The organism is Bacillus sp. LR_5 (genome assembly GCF_042709275.1).
In genome coordinates, this window is the sequence record NZ_JAVAXX010000037.1 from 1 (window position 1) to 17681 (window position 17681).

Below are 17681 nucleotides of genomic sequence, written 5' to 3' on the forward strand. Positions count from 1 at the left end.
CTGAATTTACGGCGTTTATCGCGCTGAATTGATCGATTAATTGTCGTCGATTCCGATAATTAATTCATTGCAGTTCCGATGAATTTTTCGTCATAATAGCGATGAATTTGACTAGTTCTTACAAAATAAGTGTATTACTAAACAGGCTATAGCGCAAATAATTTTGCCGTCCATATATTGGGCGGTTATTTTTTTGTCCATTTTTCGAAGTTTATACGCATCTATAAGTGAGGGAATAAATTTCGAGAAAAGATGTGCCATTCTGGAAGTGCATACGCAGTTATAGGTGAGAGGTGAAAAAGATGGATATCACACAGAAGCAAGAAAGCGCGTTACTACTTATAGACAACTTAATAGATGATGGTATAGATGTGACTAATTTAAGAAAGGAGCTATTGAAATCCTCAAAATACAGTTATCACGCAGTAATGAAACACCTACAACGGTGTTTCGGTAGCTTGCAAAACGCTCTAATTGCATACGGTCTCTACGAGCAAGTCGCAGAACCTTCTCATCTGGAAATTGAAAGATGTTTCTACATCGACGACGAGTATAAAGTCTCTGAGAACAAATTTATTTCCGAGGAAGTTAAAGAGTTGTACAACATTTCGGATACGAAGTTTCGTGAATACAGAAAAGAAGTTCTTGAAAACATCGAAAAAGAAGCGCTGGATGCTTATGTTAGAGATACGTTTCCGTATGGTCTGAAACGCGAGTATATTTACGAAAATAAACTGTGGAGCATCGAAACTTACTTACGAAAATATTACGATCATAGCGTAAGGAAAATGTGCGAAGAGTGGGGATTATCGTACGAACTGGTTAACGAGTCCTACGCAGCTTTTTATATAACTAAGGGGCGCGAATTTGAGTCGCTTGTTGGTGAAGTTCTTTCCGCGCTATATCCGGGATCCGTCGATGAGCAAAAACGTATTGAAGATTGCATCCCGGATTTCGTTATTGACGGAACTAAATGGATCGATGCTAAGTTAAGCGATAATACTGCGTTTAATCGTGCTTGCAAAACTTTCGATAAATATTTGCGCTATACGGATCATCTTACGATTATTTACGCTAAAAAATCCGAAGGGAATTTCGAACATCCTAACGTTACTCTTACACACATCAGCGAGTTTACCCCGGCGCTTTTGAAAAACGGAAACATCGAACTGGTTTCTCGATTAAACTCGTTTTTAGCGGAACTAAAATCCGAGGAAATAAAAATGAAGATAGGAGTCGATGTGGTATGACAAACGTATTCATACGAAGCGGCAACACACGCGAAAACTTTTCGATGGTTTACCACGAACTATTCGATTTGTACCACGGTTATATAGGCGATAAGGCAACGCTGTACTATACGTTTCTGCTACGCTATAGACACAATCGCGAAGATTCCGAGTATGGAAAATCGTGGCGCGGCCGGAAAGGCGTTGCTGAAAAATTTAACCTTTCGTATTCGACGCTTAAGATACTCGACACGATACTAAAAGAGGCGGGGCTAGTCGAAATAGAGACGAAGCCGAGCGGTCGTGGGCGTGACAAAATCGTTTACATCGTCAATGACCCGTTAGATCGGGAGAAATTCCGGTGGGCTGAGCCGAAAATTGCGGAAGCGTTGAAAAAGATCGCAGAAGAAACGGAAGGAGCCGAATCCCTTTTCGGTAAAGAGTTCCGAGCTAAACTTACAGAAGCGTAGATATAACTTTACAGCTCTGTATATATAAACCTTCTATCCTGTAACTGAAAAAGAATATCTTTAAAAAGAAATCTTTAAAAAGAATAAATAATAGCGCTCAATTAAAAACCTTTCGCGCAGATATTTATTAATTAATAGAATCTTATCGCGCTAAAGAATATCTGCAAGAGTGATCGAAAGCGAACGATTGCTAGGTCTTATTAATAACGAAAATACTCACGAATAAACGTGCGTATCGCGACGAATTAGCGGCGTTACTGACGGTCGAGGGTATTCGGTAGGGTAGACGATAAAACGGCGGAGAGGCGGCGAAAACATGACCGAAGAAGTTAAACGATTGCGCTGTGCTGTGGCGGATTTGATTGGCGAGAATGAGCGGCTGAAGGCGAAGAACGCGCGTCTTGAACTACGGAATAGTGAGCTCCGGCGCTGTGTGCCTGCGCTTAGCACAATCGCGACAGTATCGAGTATTTCTACGGGAGATATCGTTCTTAGGGAAATCAATAGAATCGCAAAGGAGGCGCTAAAATGAAGCCGACAATTATGAAGGAACAGGCGGAGGCTATTGATTCCTTACGAAATGGTAAAGCAGCCTGGGGTGACGAGGATTTTTTATACGCATACACTAGCGCAGATTATAGTACTTCTCCGGAATTCAGCCGATCGCAAGCATGGATATCATGACGCTAGCAGCCGCATTGGTCAACGGATACGAAGTCGAAAAGACACCGGAGGAAAAGGTGCGGGATTTCTACGAGAGTTTTAATACAGGATTCGGAACTTTTCACTCCGAAACTCACTTTCGTTTCGAAGAATATCAGCGTGTTATTAAAACAACGCTTAACTTCCTCGGAATCAAAATCGATGGAGTGAACGCTTAATGCTCCGGTTGGATCGCGCCGTAGTCCGGTTGATCGGAACGTCATATAAAGAAGCGTCCGAGTTAATCGCAAAGGGCGGCGTAAGAATAAACGGACGTGTAGATTCGAGGTCCTGGCGCTTCTTAAACAGCGGATATTACTTCGTTAAGGTTCACGGACACGGACGGTATAAATTTGAGGTAAAGGGCGGAAATCTTACGAAAATAAAACGAAAGGTTGGCGGTAAGTATGACAACGTATGAATCAAAGCCGGTCGCCAAGTGGAATACGCGAGATTTCCAGGCGTATCTCAAAGCGGAGCACGAACGGCTTTACGGCGTCCCTTATGTTCCGATGCCTGTTCGCGATCCGTGGAAGGCGGAAGCGGGTCTTATCGGACGATGGGTCGGTACAAAACGCAAGCCAGGCGAGTACGGTCCGGAAGTTACGAAACGTTTTATCGATCTTTGTTTCGCGGAATACAAACCGTCGCTTGAATGGCCGGGCGTCAGCTTCGGTTGGATGCGAAAGTGGATGGGACGGAATTTGCAGCGAGCTGTTAACGAATTAAAGTCCGAACAGCAAAGAGCCGAGCGCAGTGAAGGCGTAGATAATACGTGGTTTTAAACGAGGAGGGGTTCGGAATGGCTGAAACGAAAAAGTATGTACGGATCAAGACGGCGTCTGTAGATGGCGTTTGGTATGCGGATAAGATCGGACAGATATTCGAAGTTGTTCGCGAAAACTCCGTTGCTATACTAACAAAGTGCGGAGGACATCATTCTGTACTCAGAGAAGACGTCGAAGTCATCGTTACAGAAAAGCGGAAGGCGGCGGTTGGTGAGCGTGTTTTAGTTACGAATGCAGAACAGCGTCTTTATAAGAATGGGGACGAATTTATTGTTATAGATAGTAGTCCGTGTGGCAATTTAGTGTACCTTCGTAAGTTACCGCATGAATCTTTGGGTGTTCTTTGGTCACTACGTCACCATGAGTACGTAGTTGTCATCAAATACGAAGGGAGCGAACGCCTTTGACTAACGAAAATAATTGCGTACTTGCTAACGGATGCATGGGGGCAGGTACAGCGGCTTGTACGAAACACTGTACGGCTTTCATTCAGATGCACGGCGTAAGCGGCAACGGAGGAAGGTCGGCGGCGGCAGGGCTACCGCGTGAGTACCGGCTTGTGACGCTACAGAATTCGCCGGCGCGCGGGGCGACTTATATAAAGAAACGAAAGCCGTCCGTCGTAAAAGAAAGCGTAACGACTATGGCGGAAGCGTACGCTAAGTCTTTCGAGCGGCAATTCGATCAAGAGAACGGAATAATATCACCAGCCGAGCGCATCAAAGATCTTTACCTCGTAAGTGAATCGCCAGGTACCGGTAAAACAACGACAGCCGCGGCGCTTCTTAACGAATGGCTGCGCGTTCATTATAGCGGTTCGTTGCGGCGGGGATTAGAACCGTTACAGCGACCAGCGTATTTCCTCGACGTAAACGCGTGGCAGAACGACTATAACGAATTCAACCGTCCGCGCGTTCCGGATTCAGTCGCAGAGCCAGCGGCGGCCCGTTATTATCGTGCGTTAGAAGCGGCTAAGGCGGCGCCATTTGCGGTGCTAGACGATATAGGGGTGCGGGATGCAACGGACGGATTCCGAGGCGATTTGCACGCTGTAATCAACGCGAGAGTAACGAATCAACTACCGACAATCTACACGAGTAACGTTGCGCTTGGATCGCTGGCGACCGTGTTCGGTGAAAAGCGGCTGGCCGACCGTATTGGCGATCTGTGCCGCGAGATTGAATTCGTAGGTGAATCGAAAAGGGGGACGCGTAGATGAAGCCGAAATTCGCTATCGGAGATATTGTCGCAGTAGACGGATACAAAGATCGGATTTTCTACGTTGATTGCTGGCGCGAAGTAACACAGCACGAAGAATACGGCGCCTTTGATTACGTCGAGTATGACCTTACCGACGCGATTAACGGCGAATGGCTGGAAGCCGATAGCGATGACCTGCGTTTGGTCTGTCGGAAGTCGGCGTCGGAAGATTTCTTGATGACGTATGACATGACGAATTATCCGGAGCCCACGAGCAAGGCGTTTCATTTTACGGAAATAAACTTCGCGAAAGAGGAGGCGGTTGGGATGGCGAAAGAACCGAAGGAAACGCCGAAGACGGCGCGGGCGGCAAGTGCGCAAGAAGTGGCGAAACGCAAACGGGAGACTGACGGAATGCTGGACGAATATAACGATTACATGCGCCTGTACGCAACGTTTGGGGATGAGGAATATAAAACGAAGGCTGACGGTGTGATGACGAAAAATGAGGCGGGAGGCGGACGAGTAGATGTGGGAATTAATTATAGGAATTATATTTTTTGTTAGCGCAAGTATAGCCGGGTTCTTAATTTCTACGAAAGGCGAACAGAAGTAGTGGCAGAGATAATGTTTGTAATGCTAGTTATTTTAATGTTCTACTGGTGGATAACTAATTGAGTAGGAGGTAGACGAATGATTGACGTGAATAAGTGGAAAAAAACTTGGGTTATATTTGCGCGAAACTGAGGTCGTCGAATGCCCTTACTGCGGAAGTAAAGAGAGGTTTCTGAGAAGCGAAGTTCCAAAATACGTTTACTGCGAAGGATGTTATCGAAAATACGCAAGCGAGGGTGATCTCTTATGAACTACGGGACTTTACTAATTTCGAAAGCTATCGAAGCGAACGACCCTAATGCTCTATTGCGATTCAACATCGCCGAAAACGACCTACCAACGCAAGGCGAACGCAAAGCCTTCCGGTATGTCATGCAATACGCCGAGCAGCACCGAGGCCAGGCGCCGACCGCCGAAATGGTTACGAATGAAGTGCCGGACTTCCAGCCGGACTTTAATATCGAAGCCAGCTGGGATTACCTCGCGAAAAACCTTAAGGAACAGGCGGCTGAGCGCCAATTTATCGAGCTTGTTAGCGGGCGGATCGATCCGGAAACTGGACGCCAAGTGCAGGAACCGCAACTAGAAAAACGATTTATTGAAGCGCAAAAAAGCGGTGATATGGGAAGTTTCTTCGAGTGGTTGACGGAGCAGGCCGAAAGTCTTAAAATGAGAACAAACGTTCGAAATTCGGTTGGGACGGACATCAAGCGCGACATCGATAAATTCAAAGCCGAATACGAAAACCGCAAGGCTGGCGAGTCTTTCCGGATCTGGCGTAGCAAGTTCGACTTTATTAATCGGGCTATGGGCGGCTATGTTTCGTCTAACGTATACGTTATTTACGGAAAGTCGGGGCGCGGTAAATCGGCCATTGCACTAGAGGAAGTTGTTAACTGTGCGATGCAGGGTGCGAACGTTCTTATTTGGTCGATGGAAATGGGATGGTACGAGGTCCTGGTGCGGCTATACGTTTCAATTTCCGGAAGCCTGGGCGTTACGACTGCGACTCTTAACGGCGTCAATATGGAAGCCGGATTCAATTCGCGCGATGTACGCCAAGGAAACCTAAACGAAGAATTCGAAGCGGGCTTTATGGAATTCCTCGGACAGCTTAACGATATACTGCCGGGAAACATTACGGTGCGTGGTGTAGATGACGAAGACTTTGGTTCTCGTACATTGCGCGATCTGAAATCGGACATTATCGAAACGAAGGCCGACGTTGTGCTCGTAGACCCCTTTTATTATTTAGACTACGAAGCTAATACGTCTAAGACGGCGGGCGGAGATGCGGCCAATACTTCGCAAAAGCTACGCCGTTTAGCGGGTCATACTAAGGCGACTATATTTGCGCTTACTCAGGCGGACGAGGAAGACGAAAAGGCGGGCGAAGATGGCGAGCGAGAACTTAAACTACCGCAGCGTAAGGACGTTAAGAAAACGAAAGCCTTGCTCGAAGATGCTGCGCTATTAATCGCGGTTGATACGAACGCAAAGGAAGGGCGCGGCATGATCGGCCTAAATAAAGGGCGCGACGGTGGCGAAGGAGAGTCCGCGGAGATTATCTACTTGCCGCAAATAGGCGTTGTGAAGCAGCCAGAAGCCGGAGAAGCAGCGGCAGCACAGTTCGATTTCTAAGTTGGAAAGAATTTCATATAAAATTCTGAATAGTTTCGACAAAAACCGACTGTATAAAATGTAACATTCGTGTAATATGTTTTACAAATACATCTTTAGGAGGTGTTCGCATGCCGACTTTAATACTAAACGGACGCCACGTCGACGTAGATATCCGATATGAACTCGAACAATTCGAATGGACGCGGCCTACATGGACGGAAGACCGATTGCTCGCTGCCAGTCCGTTCCGTTACGATCGAACGCCGAGCTTCTACGTTTATCTCGAAGACACAGCATCGGCAAAAGCCGGCTACTGGGGCGATTCAGGCGCTTATGATGCTGAGTTTGCGCGCGGCGGGTTCGTTAAATTGCTCGCTTTCCTGCGCGCTGAAACTGAAGACGAAACCGTCGATTACTTATTGGAAACGTATGCACTGACGGCTAAAGACGGGCGCCTAACGCTTCGCCTTCCGAAACTTAAAGCCGCCTCTAAACCGGAACCTTTGCCGGAATCTCTGCTGGCGGACGCGCGCCTCGGAACAAACGCTTACCTAAACGGTCGGGACATAGCGGCTTGGGTGCAACGTGAGGCCGGCGTGGGGCTCGTAGGCAATGCGGTCGCGATTCCGTGGCGGTTGCCGAATGGTCGGTTAGCTAACGTCAAATACCGGTCGGTGTGGGGCAAAGCGTTCTGGTACGCGTCGAGCGGCTGGCCTATTCGCGAGTTAGTTTACGGGATGGACCTCGTTTATGCGCAGCGGCTAAGGCACGCGGTGATCTGCGAGGCGGAAATCGATGCTATGGCGTGGCGTTCGGTGGGAATACCGGCGATCGGAACCGGCGGCAGCGCATTTAATTTGAAAAAGGCGGACATAATTACGCAGTCACCTATCGAATATTTAACGGTAGTTACAGATAACGACAAAGCTGGCGATAAATTACGTGAGGCGATTGAGCGTTATTTAAACGGAAAGGTGCGGCTTGCGCACGGTTATATAACGGAGGTGAAAGACGCTAATGAACTATTGGTAAAGCGCGGTGCAGAGGCGTTGAGAAACGTTTATGATCGTGCGGAGGGTGTACGTACTGTATTACGTGTCGGTTCGGGAATTTCCGAACTTCAGGTCGGCCGGAGGATCTAGCCCTCCGTTTCGTCGCCGGATACCTCTACCCATTCGTATAAGTCTTCGAGTCTACAGCCGAGTGCACGAGCGATATTATAGGCGAGCTCGATACTCGGTATATTGCGAAGACTGGCGTAATCGGAAATACGCGATTTATCTAGTCCGACCTTGGCTGCGAGTTGTGCGTGTTCAATTCCGATATCTTTGCATAATTCGGGTATCCGGCATTTGCCGACCTTAAACGTAATAAACACCTCCATTCGTAAAGGTGTCCGTAACATTTTAACTTATAGAAAGAACATTTACCAATATTTATTCCTTGACAATCTTAATGACTTTCTCAACCGGTACATCTAAGAATAGGCATATTTTCTCAATTGTACCGACGTACATCTTTAGATTAGATTGTCTATGGTTTTCTTTTATACTTGCCTGCGTTGCAGGACTAATGACTTTCCTTAATTCACTTAATTTCATTTCTTTCTCTTCTAAAGTCTTGAATAAGGGTGAAAAATCGACCATTTTTAAAAATCCTCCTAGAAAAATGTTTACACGTCTGAACATTTTTATTATACTTCAATTATACTTAATCGGGGAATAAAAGTCATTCATTAATTAAATTCGGGGTGAATTACATGGAAGATGTAAGAGAATTCTTGTTTAACAAAATTGAGGATAGAGATGACTTGGATGACAGAACAGTTGCTGATTTTTTGGGGATATCTACAAGACAGTTGTATTATTTAAAAAGCGGACAGAGATATCTTACTTTTAGGAATATTTTGAAACTCGCCCTACTCGTTGATTCGAAAAATTACAGAATTAGAATGAAAGACTGGTGCCTTAGACTGCAGACTGACGATTGCATAAAGAACGCATTTGAGTACGCAGCAGTAATCCGTGATGTACAATTACTAAAGAGCTTACTGGACAAGCACGAGTATGAAAAAGGTGTTATAGGTCAATATGTACGAGTTTATTCATTTATTTATAAGTACATGACAGGTCAAACAAAATTCAATAAAATGGAACAAGCCCTCTTAGATTTAAAGTCCATCAATGATTCTTCCCTAAAAATACTAATTGATATTTACAAGTGCATCGGTCTACTGCATAAGCGTCAATTTTCTTACTTAATTGATAAAGCTGCTTGCGTAGAGCAGGAAATAAAGAACCTAAGTGATAAAACCCGACTATTCTTAAAAGAGTGCTTCCTTTTCCGTTTGTCTGAAGTTCTTTCACTAACAAATTTGTTTTTGAACAATTTGGAAGATGCTAGGCGGTATGCTAGTATTATATTAGAGGCCAACATAAATAAAAGAGCGGAGTCGGACGCGTATTATGTTTTAGGAATGTCTTACCTCATGAATAATCACCAAGAGTGTATCTATTACTTAGAGAAGAGCTACAAGAAAGCGGCAGAAACTGGATCAGAATTAATTTTAACTGTAGCCAAATACAACTTAGACATGGCAAAATTATTGCTTTCTCAGGAATTAAGTGAAGACGCTGACGAGTCAATTGTTGCTGTGCATGATTACAGAGAGGGTAAAATACCTTATGATGAGGCTGAAGAGAAGGTAAAAAAGGTTGGAGATTTAGATCTTCTTGATTACCTGAGAAGCAAAAAAGAAAAAAAAGTTGAGAATTTGTACAAAAAGTTTCATGATTTCGTTGCCAATTCAAACCTTTACTACGCAGTTATAATTGTAAGGGATTTGATGGAGGCCGGAGAGAATTCTGATTTCATTAAATCTCTTGCGAATTTGAGAAAAAACAATTCAAAAGGAGAGGTTTTATTTGAAAAAGATTTTATTAGTTGTTTCAGTGTTAGGAATTCTTGTAGCAGGAGGGTCAGCGCTTAATCATTTAGCTGCTGAAACAAAGTCAGAGGAATTGGCAATAAACATTATAGGAGGTTAACATTAAGAGTCGCCGAAAGGCGGCTTTTTTCATATATAAATGTATACACGTGTGAACAATTATAGAGAATTTAAACCTTGTTCACTTTCAGAAAATTCAAAGACTAATCATGCTAATATATGGACATGGAAGAAAAACTTATAAAATCTTTTAAAAAAGCTGTGCCAAATATCTAATCGATACGCAGTTAATATTGAAAGGGGAAATGATACTTGCTGAACAACGAAAACTTAATATTATTAATCGATGATTTTCAGACCAACGCTAATCCGAATTCATTTAATCAGATATTTGAAACATTTCAAATGTTGGTGAAAAATCTCGCGAAAAGGTATGGAAGGAATTGTCCGATACTTTTTGACGAGATAATCAGCGCCTTAAACGAAAAAATTTGGTGGATTGTTGAGAACTTCGATAAGAGTAAAACGCGGGAGGTAGAAAAGCACTTTAAACTTCATCTTTCGCGTGAAGCCATCGATACAACTCGTGAGAGGAACGGAACCTATGCGAAGAGACGTATTCCACTCGATCACACAGCGGAAGAGAATGCGGCAACATTCGAATCCAGCGAGGTAGTCGAAATTGAGGAGCGCGTTATATCTAAAATCACCGGAGAAATAAAAACGGACCAAGATAAGCGGCAACTTATCAAGGCCCTGACTAAGAACTCGGATGCTTTAACGACGGCAATCGTTAAAGAGCATCTTTCGTCAGAACAACCTAGCGCCCGGCAAATTGGACGTAAGCTAGGTGTTCACCATTACACCGTAACAAGAGAAATTCGTAAGTTATCGAAAAACTACGACGCTTCTCAATACGGCGAACTTAACGCTTTTCTAGCTGTATAAAAACGCAATACGTAACTAGGTCCGAGGACGTTCGTTACTCCTCTATAATACAATCTGTTGGCAACAGATTCAAGCGAACAATATACGAACGCATCCCCGCGACCTAGTACGATAATCTCAATTTAAACGGAGGCTAACGTACTATGACTACTTCAAATTTACCCAATCCTAACGAAATCCAAACGTTAATCGCGCTAGATGAGCGCAAACTTACCGAATTTATTTACCAAGGCGCATGGCCGCACGACGAGGATCCGGCCGATTACTATCCGGCCATTAAGGCGGTGCGCGTCGGATGAAACAATACCGAGTCGATCCTCATGCGGTTGAACGTGCTACTGAGCGTCTTGGGATTGAAAAACGACATGCAGCGAATCATCTGCGGCAGTTAATGCAAACGGCTTATTACGTCGGCGAAAAGACATCTCGATATGACGGTATCCGCAGCAAGGTTTTCGACAATGTAAGAGCTCGCGTTAGACTTATCGTAATTGAAGAGGACTTAATTAAGACGGTTTACAAAATGGCCGATCCTTTGGCGCCAGTCGAAGATAACCCGACCGCAAGCACTCCGTCAATTACCGATCTCCCTGACGAACTCAAGGCGGTACTTAAACGCAAGTCTGACGCTTTGATCGTTCGCCGTAATCGGGAATTACGAACTCTTACGATTCAACTTGCCGAAAAGAATCTCGAACTCGCCCAACTCGAACTGAATCGCGCTAGAGCAAGAGCGCATAAGATTATCGCTGTTATCGACGCGAAAATAGACATTGCGAAGAAAGAATACGCAGATATTAACGAAAAAGTTAACGCGATTAAATACGAAATCAAGTCGATTGAAAAGGGAGTGGCGGCTTATGTCTGACGCAGTATGGATCGTTCCAATAGTCGTGATTATTAGCGCGGTCATTATCGGCGGCATGGCGTGGGAAACGTACAAAAATGACGCGAAGAACACGCAGTAAGGGCGCCAGGCCCTCGGAGAATGTCGGGGTGGCCGTTAAGTAATTCGGGTCGCGTCGCTACTGCCAAGCGCTGGCGGCGTTTCGGGCGCAGATACCGGCATTTTGCGAGGGCTTAACGCTCAATATTAAAACGTAGGGGGAAAACGAATGAGTAAATTCGAAAAAGGTGCAGCGGCATTAAATGCTTTAAATTCAACAAACGAAGGTGGAAACAGCAATTCGACGGAATTCACTAGCTTTAAATCCGGAACTTCCTTTAAGGTTCGCGTTCTTGGTACCGAGGATCTTATCCGATTCTACAGCTACGGTATCTATAAAAAAGTTAACTCGTTCGTTGCGCAGAATCCTAGCGATATTAACGAAAAAGGGTTCCCGGAAGGCAACTACACGCCTTGGGATCTCGCGTGGAAGTATTATCAAGACCTGAAGAAAGAAGCCGCAAACAAAGGCGATAGTCAGGCGGAAGAAAAATATAAAGAAGAAGCGAGCAAATATCGCGTAAAAGAACGTTATGCGCTCGGATTTATCGATCTGGCGACGGGTGAGCCGATCATTATCGACCTCTCGAAGAAGCAAGCGCAAACAGTTTACGCGGTTATCTTAAAGTACGAAAAGAAACTCGGAAAGGTCGCGTTCGAACTCGAAAAGACCGGATCGGGAACGTCTACTACCGTTAGCTTAACGCCTGTAATTGACATGGACGACGACCTAACAGACAAGGAGCGCGAGAACTTCGCGAAGTATGCGGATAAGCAATTCGATATGAATCTCTTTGACGGACTGCTGTTTGAAGCGGATGAGAAAACGCAGTTAGAGAACCTGGTTGCGGCTGGATTCGATATTAGTTTAATCGGAAAGTCTCTCGGCGGAAACGCGGCAGAATCTAACGAAGCACCTGCCGATGATTCATTCGGATTTTAATCGCGAATCAACCAAACGAAAAGGAGGCGCTCATATGGCGCATAAAACAGAAGATACCGGCAAGTATTCGGAACTGATCGCTCGTGCTGCGCTGCTGGCTAGCGGCTGGCAGGCGGTCAGTACGTCCGAAACGGAAGAGGCGTTTGATATTAGCGCGAAAGATCCGTTAAGCGGCGAGTGGAAAACGTTCCAGGTGAAGACGATTATCGTACGTGAAAAGCGCGGCGGCAAGCGGATCGTCCAGGCGCGAAAGAACGACGGCACGCCTTATACGCTAGATGAGGTCGATTACTTTATCGGTGTCGAGGTCGGCACAGGTCCGGCGCCCGCCGTTTGGATGTTCGAGAATCGAGAGCTGACCGAATATTGGGGGCCGCAGTCGAAGGAAGGCAAGCGATGGGTACGGATGGACTTGGCGTTCAGTCGCGAAGATATTATTAACGGAGCGGAGGCGGTATGATGGCGAAATTAGAAGGCGTTAAGACACTCGATATGGTGAACGGTGAAATTACGAAGGTTGCGTATGGCGGTGCGGAATATGTGAAGACGGATAGTCCCGTTCAGGAAGGCGATCTATTCTTATTAACGGAAGGACATAAAATTATTAGCGGAGAGGCCGGCGAGTTTTACCTAACCGAAAAGTATCGGGATGACGATATCATAATTCCAACGAGATATTTAGGTAACGCTACAGCTACTCAGAGGGATGGAAAGGGAATCGCTTTCCGCAAAGTCGCCGCCGCAACCAATCCGTCCGTAGAAGAACGCGTAGCAAAGGCGGAAGGCGAGATCGAATCGTTAAAATCCGACGTGGCTGCGTTGAGGGGTGAAGCGGAATATGAGCGTATCGCCAAAAGCGAAGCGCAGGTGGGCGATTTCGTTAAGTTCGACGATCCGCCGAGCTATCTAACCGATAAGGAATATTACGAAATTAAAGAATTTGATGACGGAGACCCCGTAATTATTGACGATGATTGCGATGAATACGACACCTACACTGACAAGTTCGAAGTCTATCGCAAAGTCAGCGCGGCAAGCGTAGAGGCCGAGCCGAAGCCTGAGCGCCTGAAGGTCGGTGATTATGCGAAGGTGGTCGACGCAACCGATTATCACAGCTTCCGCGACGGAGATATCGTTGAAATCGTTGAAGATCCGTTCACGGGACCAATTAACGAATGCGCTCGTAAAATCACAGGCGGAGTGACTCAATACGTTCCAAAACGCCAACTCGTCCGCGCCACTGACGAAGAAGTTGCCGAAGCGAAAGACGAAGTAGCACGCGCTAAATTTAAAAAAGGCGATAAGGTACGGTTGAAGTCGGGCGGTGAAAAGTTTCCTTTGAGTGGGTTTAGTGACGGTGGGGTTTATACGGTTATGTATAATGACTTCAATCACTCACTTGGTAAGCGTATTCGAATCGCTGACGGTACCGAAGGGTTCGGTTATGCAACGCCGGATCAGCTCGAAATGTTATCCGAAGAGGAAGCCGCCGAGCACAAGAAATGGGCGGAAATCGGACGCGAGGTTGGCGAGTTTAAGGAAGGCGATATCGTTCGCGTAATTGATTCCGGAAGTTCGATGTTGCATAAAGGTGATATCGGACCTATCTCTGAAATTGAAGGAAGTTGTGCGAAAGTAGCCGCAAGAAATCTTACGGGACCTAGCTGGCTGGGCCTGTCAAGAATCGAACTCATCACGCCAGTCGAGGCGCGCTTTGACCGTTAAAGCCGTCGCCGCCGTCTGCGCCAATTGCAACGCTAACCTCTACGAAGGGCGATCCGCCATTTACGATTCGCTCTTCGAGGTATATGCGTGCGACGCGACGTGTTGGTCGGAGTGGTATGCGGACAATGCCGATGAATATAAACAAAGATGGACGGAGGCGGTCGATTTATGAGGACGCTATGCTACGCGACGAATGTAATATTCACGATATGTCTCGTCTTTTGGGTAATCAACGGAAATTGGCCGTTAGTTGCGGCGAATGTGATGCTTCTTCTATTGAACGGATTTTACTTAATTTACGAAGGCAATAACGAAAAGTAACCCGCAATTACTTCGCGAGGAAGGAGGACGACGGATGGAAGGCTTACGGTTAAACTTGAACGCGCTTAAACCGGCGGCATCGAAAACGGACGCTGTTCAGGCGACGGCCAAGCGGAAGGTAGAAGCGAAGAAAACGGAGACGCTCGACGAGGCATTCGTGAGGTTGGCAGAATCGAAGTTTACCGATAAGGAAAGACGCCAGTTTGACGCAGCCTACCAGGCGTTTAGAGACGGAAACTTTGTACGCACAGGAACCGGAAAGTTAACGAAAAAGGAAGTCTGCGAGATAGGTAGAACGCATCTAGCCGAAACAGAAGCCGCAATTAGACGACAGCGCATCGAAGAAACGCTTGCGAATAAGCCGGATAACTACTATATCTTAACGGATGACTCGGATCTCCCAAGATTCGTTGAACGTATTCGCGAGGAAGTACGGAGGCAGCGGGCGGAATGGCCTGGGCGGTTTGAAAAAATCGAGGTAGATTCGCTAGTAGCGTGTGACTTCGAGGGAACTGGCTTAGATTCGTACATCGACTTATCGATCGGCTTTTCGATATGGCTTCCGTTACTGGAAGAAGGCTACTACTTGCCTTACGGTCATGTCGGCGGTTTCGACGTTCCTGCTGCGCACAAAGACACCGATCCACAGCTTACGCGTTCAAAAGTAATCGCTGCAATTTCGCCGTATCTTTCGACTCCTCAGCACGGCAAGACGTTTCATATGGGCGCGGCTCGGTACGATTTACATGTCGCTCAAACTGACGGTTATACAATTCGCGGCTGCGTTTGGGATACGTTAGATGCAATGCATTTAATGAACGAACATGAGCCTTCATACGGTCTTAAACCACTGACGCAAAAGTATGGTAAGTATTTCGGCGTAACAGGAACGGTGTTTACTTTCGAGGACTTATTCGGAAACAGGTCGCCGGCTCCGTTCAATACAGAATTAGTCGGTATATACGCGATCAACGACGTTAAGTATGGCTGGGGGCTATGCGAGTTTCAGTTCGAAATGATGCAGAAGTACGGACGGCTTTTCGATTGCTACGCGTTAATTGACTCTAAGTTACCGGAGACTGACGTCTTTATGGAACGGTGCGGATTCTGTATTGATCTCGATCAACTCAGAGCGCTAGAGGCCGAATATGAGCCGAAGGTTGAAGAAGCAACGCGCCGAGTGTTCGAGACTTACGGTATTGACGACGAGTTTGTACGCAAAATGGACCGTACCATTAACGCAGCTAAGATTCAGAAATGGATCGCGGCTCAGCAAAAGCGAATACGAACAGCAGACGATCGAATTACGAAGAAGTTAACGAAAGTAAACGAGATGAAAGCAGCAGGAAAGACGCACACGAAATCGTATCAGAACGAACTTGAAATGCTCGCAAAATACCGAAAGCAACGCGCCGAGCTTGCTGATGCTACCGTAGACAACGCGCCGCAGGATATTAAAGAGTTCGTAATTACTAACGGAAATCATATCGCGTACTTAATTTACGATCACCTCGGCATTAAAGATCAGACGTCTAAAATCGAACGCGGCAAGAAACGGTCAACCAAGTCGGATGTACTCGATATCTATTTCGCAGAAGAACCCTCGCTTGAACCGTTGGCTACAGTTGCGGAGTATACGAAGCTGCTAACGACTTATATTCGTCCGATACTCGGATCGCACGGCGTGGAATCCGTTATGGAGGTTGACGGACGTTTGCATACGAACTTTAAAGCGGGCGGAACCGCAACGGGACGATACGCATCGAGCTCATATCGCGCAAGAAAACCGGAGGTGGCAACGTGGCTATAACTGATGAAAATTACTTAGACGTAGTAAAGGCGCTTGTTGCGAGCGATGAATATACGAAACGCGGCGTTAACCTTCAGAATATACCGGCGAGATCGAAGTCAGGTAAGCGCGTAAGGAATGCGTTTGTTCCGCGTGAGGGCTGGGTGTTTATCGGCTCCGACTTAGGGCAGATTGAGCCCCGGATTCAAGCGCATATCATGTACGAAAAGTACGGCGATGGTTCAATGCGTCAGATCTTTATAGACGGTGTTGATCTTTACACGACGATGGCGCAGAAGGTATTCGGACTTGCAGAGGAATATTGCACGGATAAGGCCTACGATCCGACCGGCACCTTCCAGCCACGCGGAATGATGAAGACCGGGGTGTTAGCGAAATCTTACGGACAGACACCGCAGGCTTTTGCGCGAAAAATGAACGTCAGTACCGAAGTAGCCGAGATGTTTTTCAATAACTTCGATGAGCAGTTTCCTTCGTTTACGCAGATGGTTACGGATATTCGCGAGGGGATGAAACGTGACGGATATGTGGAGACGCTATACGGACGAAAGCGAAGATTTCCAGACTATAAAGAAGTTGCGGCTGCGGCGAATAAAAATGAGCAGAGATTGATTCGGTTATACACTGAGCGCAAGCAATTACGTAATAAGAAATCGTTATCTCAACGCGATCAGGACCGCATGACTAAACTTCAATCCGAAATAGATGCGCTAGCTGATAAACGTGGCTTAGTCGGATATTGGGAGCGCGCAGCCTTTAACGCAGTTATCCAGGGTACAGGCGCCGATATTCTGAAGATGAACGGAAATCGTATGGCGCGAATTTGCATGGAGCGTGGCTGGGAGTTCAACGCAAGCATCCACGATGAAATTAAAATCAGCGTACCAGAAGACGAATTAACGCCGGAAACAGTTGCGCTTGTTAAGGACGTTATGGCTAATACGGTAAGATTGTCGGTGCCTCTCGTAACTGACACGGTAATTGAGCCGGCATGGATGCTCGAAATGAAGCCAGAAGAATACTTTACGGGCGTTGTGAATCGCGAAGATTATTCGAAAGAAGAGGTTTACGAAAATCAAGTCGCACTTGTACGCAAATATTGGAAAGGACGTGATTAATTGACGAACGCAAACGCACGATCAGCCGCAAATTCACTGCGCGCCCAATTAGCGCCGGCACCGCCCGAACCGACCACATACGCGCAGCAAATTGCGGATGAACTCATCGAATATTTAAACGAATGGCATTCGCTGCCTGAAACGTGGGATAACGCACTAGATGCGCAGATACACCGATGGTACGCAGACGCTCCGAATGTAAAACCGAAGTTTCCGTATTTCTCACCTTCGTCTGCTAACGCCTGTGCTCGCGAATTATATCATAAAGCAAAATACGGAAAGAAAGATAAGTTCAA

The 17681-nt window shown here is 46.2% G+C and carries 24 protein-coding genes; 22 read left to right on the plus strand and 2 right to left on the minus strand.

Features of this window, described 5'->3' with window-relative positions:
- Positions 1–302 precede the first annotated feature (302 nt).
- From RAC86_RS10680 to RAC86_RS10735, 12 genes are all read left to right on the plus strand, one after another.
- The gene (locus RAC86_RS10680) at positions 303–1250 is read left to right on the plus strand and encodes a hypothetical protein (RefSeq protein WP_377885579.1); all 948 of its coding nucleotides are present in this window, start codon (positions 303–305) and stop codon (positions 1248–1250) included.
- Positions 1247–1699: a hypothetical protein gene (locus tag RAC86_RS10685; protein WP_341117393.1), complete on the plus strand. Its 453-nt coding sequence runs from the start codon at positions 1247–1249 to the stop codon at positions 1697–1699. The genes RAC86_RS10680 and RAC86_RS10685 overlap by 4 nt, the downstream gene beginning before the upstream one ends.
- A gap of 316 nt (positions 1700–2015) precedes the next feature.
- On the plus strand, positions 2016–2231 hold the full coding sequence (locus RAC86_RS10690) for a hypothetical protein (protein ID WP_377885580.1): 216 nt from the start codon (positions 2016–2018) through the stop codon (positions 2229–2231).
- Positions 2228–2383: a hypothetical protein gene (locus RAC86_RS10695; protein WP_377885582.1), complete on the plus strand. Its 156-nt coding sequence runs from the start codon at positions 2228–2230 to the stop codon at positions 2381–2383. Before RAC86_RS10690 ends, RAC86_RS10695 begins: the two co-directional genes overlap by 4 nt.
- A complete protein-coding gene (locus tag RAC86_RS10700) occupies positions 2380–2580 on the plus strand; it encodes a hypothetical protein (RefSeq protein WP_377885583.1) in 201 nt (66 codons plus the stop codon). The genes RAC86_RS10695 and RAC86_RS10700 overlap by 4 nt, the downstream gene beginning before the upstream one ends.
- Positions 2580–2822, plus strand: coding sequence for a hypothetical protein (locus tag RAC86_RS10705; protein ID WP_377885584.1), 243 nt, complete (start codon positions 2580–2582; stop codon positions 2820–2822). The genes RAC86_RS10700 and RAC86_RS10705 overlap by 1 nt, the downstream gene beginning before the upstream one ends.
- On the plus strand, positions 2809–3186 hold the full coding sequence (locus RAC86_RS10710; protein ID WP_377885586.1) for a hypothetical protein: 378 nt from the start codon (positions 2809–2811) through the stop codon (positions 3184–3186). Before RAC86_RS10705 ends, RAC86_RS10710 begins: the two co-directional genes overlap by 14 nt.
- Positions 3187–3203: 17 nt before the next feature.
- On the plus strand, positions 3204–3596 hold the full coding sequence (locus tag RAC86_RS10715; RefSeq protein ID WP_377885587.1) for a hypothetical protein: 393 nt from the start codon (positions 3204–3206) through the stop codon (positions 3594–3596).
- Complete coding sequence (locus RAC86_RS10720; RefSeq protein WP_377885588.1) at positions 3593–4408, plus strand: P-loop NTPase family protein; 816 nt, start codon at positions 3593–3595, stop codon at positions 4406–4408. Before RAC86_RS10715 ends, RAC86_RS10720 begins: the two co-directional genes overlap by 4 nt.
- The gene (locus RAC86_RS10725) at positions 4405–4956 is read left to right on the plus strand and encodes a hypothetical protein (protein ID WP_377885589.1); all 552 of its coding nucleotides are present in this window, start codon (positions 4405–4407) and stop codon (positions 4954–4956) included. The genes RAC86_RS10720 and RAC86_RS10725 overlap by 4 nt, the downstream gene beginning before the upstream one ends.
- 294 nt (positions 4957–5250) lie before the next feature.
- Positions 5251–6645: a DnaB-like helicase C-terminal domain-containing protein gene (locus RAC86_RS10730; protein WP_377885590.1), complete on the plus strand. Its 1395-nt coding sequence runs from the start codon at positions 5251–5253 to the stop codon at positions 6643–6645.
- Positions 6646–6755: 110 nt separating this feature from the next.
- On the plus strand, positions 6756–7769 hold the full coding sequence (locus RAC86_RS10735) for a toprim domain-containing protein (RefSeq protein ID WP_377885591.1): 1014 nt from the start codon (positions 6756–6758) through the stop codon (positions 7767–7769).
- Here RAC86_RS10735 and RAC86_RS10740 read toward each other — a convergent pair.
- Both RAC86_RS10740 and RAC86_RS10745 read right to left on the minus strand, forming a co-directional pair.
- Entirely contained in the window at positions 7766–8032 is a 267-nt protein-coding gene (locus tag RAC86_RS10740) for a helix-turn-helix transcriptional regulator (protein ID WP_213384597.1), read from the minus strand. The genes RAC86_RS10735 and RAC86_RS10740 overlap by 4 nt on opposite strands.
- A 31-nt stretch (positions 8033–8063) precedes the next feature.
- Positions 8064–8273 (minus strand): helix-turn-helix domain-containing protein, encoded by a 210-nt coding sequence (locus RAC86_RS10745; protein ID WP_129110688.1) that lies wholly within the window; start codon positions 8271–8273, stop codon positions 8064–8066.
- A gap of 113 nt (positions 8274–8386) precedes the next feature.
- Between RAC86_RS10745 and RAC86_RS10750 the strand changes: the two genes are divergently transcribed.
- The 10 genes from RAC86_RS10750 to RAC86_RS10795 all read left to right on the plus strand — a co-directional run bounded on the left by RAC86_RS10750 (position 8387) and on the right by RAC86_RS10795 (position 17385).
- On the plus strand, positions 8387–9616 hold the full coding sequence (locus tag RAC86_RS10750; RefSeq protein WP_377885592.1) for an AimR family lysis-lysogeny pheromone receptor: 1230 nt from the start codon (positions 8387–8389) through the stop codon (positions 9614–9616).
- Between the two features lie 270 nt (positions 9617–9886).
- On the plus strand, positions 9887–10522 hold the full coding sequence (locus RAC86_RS10755) for a hypothetical protein (RefSeq protein WP_377885593.1): 636 nt from the start codon (positions 9887–9889) through the stop codon (positions 10520–10522).
- 143 nt (positions 10523–10665) lie between these two features.
- Positions 10666–10821, plus strand: a complete 156-nt coding sequence (locus RAC86_RS10760) for a hypothetical protein (RefSeq protein WP_169793537.1) — start codon at positions 10666–10668, stop codon at positions 10819–10821.
- Positions 10818–11390 carry a hypothetical protein gene (locus RAC86_RS10765; protein ID WP_377885594.1) on the plus strand — a complete coding sequence of 191 codons (573 nt, stop codon included), beginning with the start codon at positions 10818–10820 and terminating at the stop codon, positions 11388–11390. Before RAC86_RS10760 ends, RAC86_RS10765 begins: the two co-directional genes overlap by 4 nt.
- Positions 11391–11637: 247 nt before the next feature.
- Positions 11638–12411: a hypothetical protein gene (locus RAC86_RS10770; protein WP_377885595.1), complete on the plus strand. Its 774-nt coding sequence runs from the start codon at positions 11638–11640 to the stop codon at positions 12409–12411.
- A 34-nt stretch (positions 12412–12445) separates the two neighbouring features.
- Positions 12446–12871: a hypothetical protein gene (locus RAC86_RS10775; protein ID WP_377885596.1), complete on the plus strand. Its 426-nt coding sequence runs from the start codon at positions 12446–12448 to the stop codon at positions 12869–12871.
- Positions 12871–14136: a hypothetical protein gene (locus RAC86_RS10780; RefSeq protein WP_377885597.1), complete on the plus strand. Its 1266-nt coding sequence runs from the start codon at positions 12871–12873 to the stop codon at positions 14134–14136. The genes RAC86_RS10775 and RAC86_RS10780 overlap by 1 nt, the downstream gene beginning before the upstream one ends.
- A 168-nt stretch (positions 14137–14304) precedes the next feature.
- A complete protein-coding gene (locus RAC86_RS10785; RefSeq protein WP_377885598.1) occupies positions 14305–14457 on the plus strand; it encodes a hypothetical protein in 153 nt (50 codons plus the stop codon).
- A 721-nt stretch (positions 14458–15178) separates the two neighbouring features.
- The gene (locus RAC86_RS10790; RefSeq protein WP_377885599.1) at positions 15179–16267 is read left to right on the plus strand and encodes a DNA polymerase; all 1089 of its coding nucleotides are present in this window, start codon (positions 15179–15181) and stop codon (positions 16265–16267) included.
- A complete protein-coding gene (locus RAC86_RS10795) occupies positions 16258–17385 on the plus strand; it encodes a DNA polymerase (RefSeq protein WP_377885600.1) in 1128 nt (375 codons plus the stop codon). The genes RAC86_RS10790 and RAC86_RS10795 overlap by 10 nt, the downstream gene beginning before the upstream one ends.
- Positions 17386–17681 lie beyond the last annotated feature (296 nt).

What these genes read in the sequence shown, in the direction of transcription:
- RAC86_RS10680 (WP_377885579.1), top strand. Translation starts at nt 303, where the DNA reads ATGGATATCACACAGAAGCAAGAAAGCGCGTTACTACTTATAGACAAC.
- RAC86_RS10790 (WP_377885599.1), top strand. Translation starts at nt 15,179, where the DNA reads ATGGGCGCGGCTCGGTACGATTTACATGTCGCTCAAACTGACGGTTAT.
- RAC86_RS10710 (WP_377885586.1), top strand. Translation starts at nt 2,809, where the DNA reads ATGACAACGTATGAATCAAAGCCGGTCGCCAAGTGGAATACGCGAGAT.
- RAC86_RS10770 (WP_377885595.1), top strand. Translation starts at nt 11,638, where the DNA reads ATGAGTAAATTCGAAAAAGGTGCAGCGGCATTAAATGCTTTAAATTCA.
- RAC86_RS10725 (WP_377885589.1), top strand. Translation starts at nt 4,405, where the DNA reads ATGAAGCCGAAATTCGCTATCGGAGATATTGTCGCAGTAGACGGATAC.
- RAC86_RS10690 (WP_377885580.1), top strand. Translation starts at nt 2,016, where the DNA reads ATGACCGAAGAAGTTAAACGATTGCGCTGTGCTGTGGCGGATTTGATT.
- RAC86_RS10745 (WP_129110688.1), bottom strand. Translation starts at nt 8,273, where the DNA reads ATGGTCGATTTTTCACCCTTATTCAAGACTTTAGAAGAGAAAGAAATG.
- RAC86_RS10700 (WP_377885583.1), top strand. Translation starts at nt 2,380, where the DNA reads ATGACGCTAGCAGCCGCATTGGTCAACGGATACGAAGTCGAAAAGACA.
- RAC86_RS10695 (WP_377885582.1), top strand. Translation starts at nt 2,228, where the DNA reads ATGAAGCCGACAATTATGAAGGAACAGGCGGAGGCTATTGATTCCTTA.
- RAC86_RS10740 (WP_213384597.1), bottom strand. Translation starts at nt 8,032, where the DNA reads ATGTTACGGACACCTTTACGAATGGAGGTGTTTATTACGTTTAAGGTC.
- RAC86_RS10785 (WP_377885598.1), top strand. Translation starts at nt 14,305, where the DNA reads ATGAGGACGCTATGCTACGCGACGAATGTAATATTCACGATATGTCTC.
- RAC86_RS10750 (WP_377885592.1), top strand. Translation starts at nt 8,387, where the DNA reads ATGGAAGATGTAAGAGAATTCTTGTTTAACAAAATTGAGGATAGAGAT.
- RAC86_RS10685 (WP_341117393.1), top strand. Translation starts at nt 1,247, where the DNA reads ATGACAAACGTATTCATACGAAGCGGCAACACACGCGAAAACTTTTCG.
- RAC86_RS10730 (WP_377885590.1), top strand. Translation starts at nt 5,251, where the DNA reads ATGAACTACGGGACTTTACTAATTTCGAAAGCTATCGAAGCGAACGAC.
- RAC86_RS10705 (WP_377885584.1), top strand. Translation starts at nt 2,580, where the DNA reads ATGCTCCGGTTGGATCGCGCCGTAGTCCGGTTGATCGGAACGTCATAT.
- RAC86_RS10765 (WP_377885594.1), top strand. Translation starts at nt 10,818, where the DNA reads ATGAAACAATACCGAGTCGATCCTCATGCGGTTGAACGTGCTACTGAG.
- RAC86_RS10715 (WP_377885587.1), top strand. Translation starts at nt 3,204, where the DNA reads ATGGCTGAAACGAAAAAGTATGTACGGATCAAGACGGCGTCTGTAGAT.
- RAC86_RS10780 (WP_377885597.1), top strand. Translation starts at nt 12,871, where the DNA reads ATGGCGAAATTAGAAGGCGTTAAGACACTCGATATGGTGAACGGTGAA.
- RAC86_RS10775 (WP_377885596.1), top strand. Translation starts at nt 12,446, where the DNA reads ATGGCGCATAAAACAGAAGATACCGGCAAGTATTCGGAACTGATCGCT.
- RAC86_RS10735 (WP_377885591.1), top strand. Translation starts at nt 6,756, where the DNA reads ATGCCGACTTTAATACTAAACGGACGCCACGTCGACGTAGATATCCGA.
- RAC86_RS10760 (WP_169793537.1), top strand. Translation starts at nt 10,666, where the DNA reads ATGACTACTTCAAATTTACCCAATCCTAACGAAATCCAAACGTTAATC.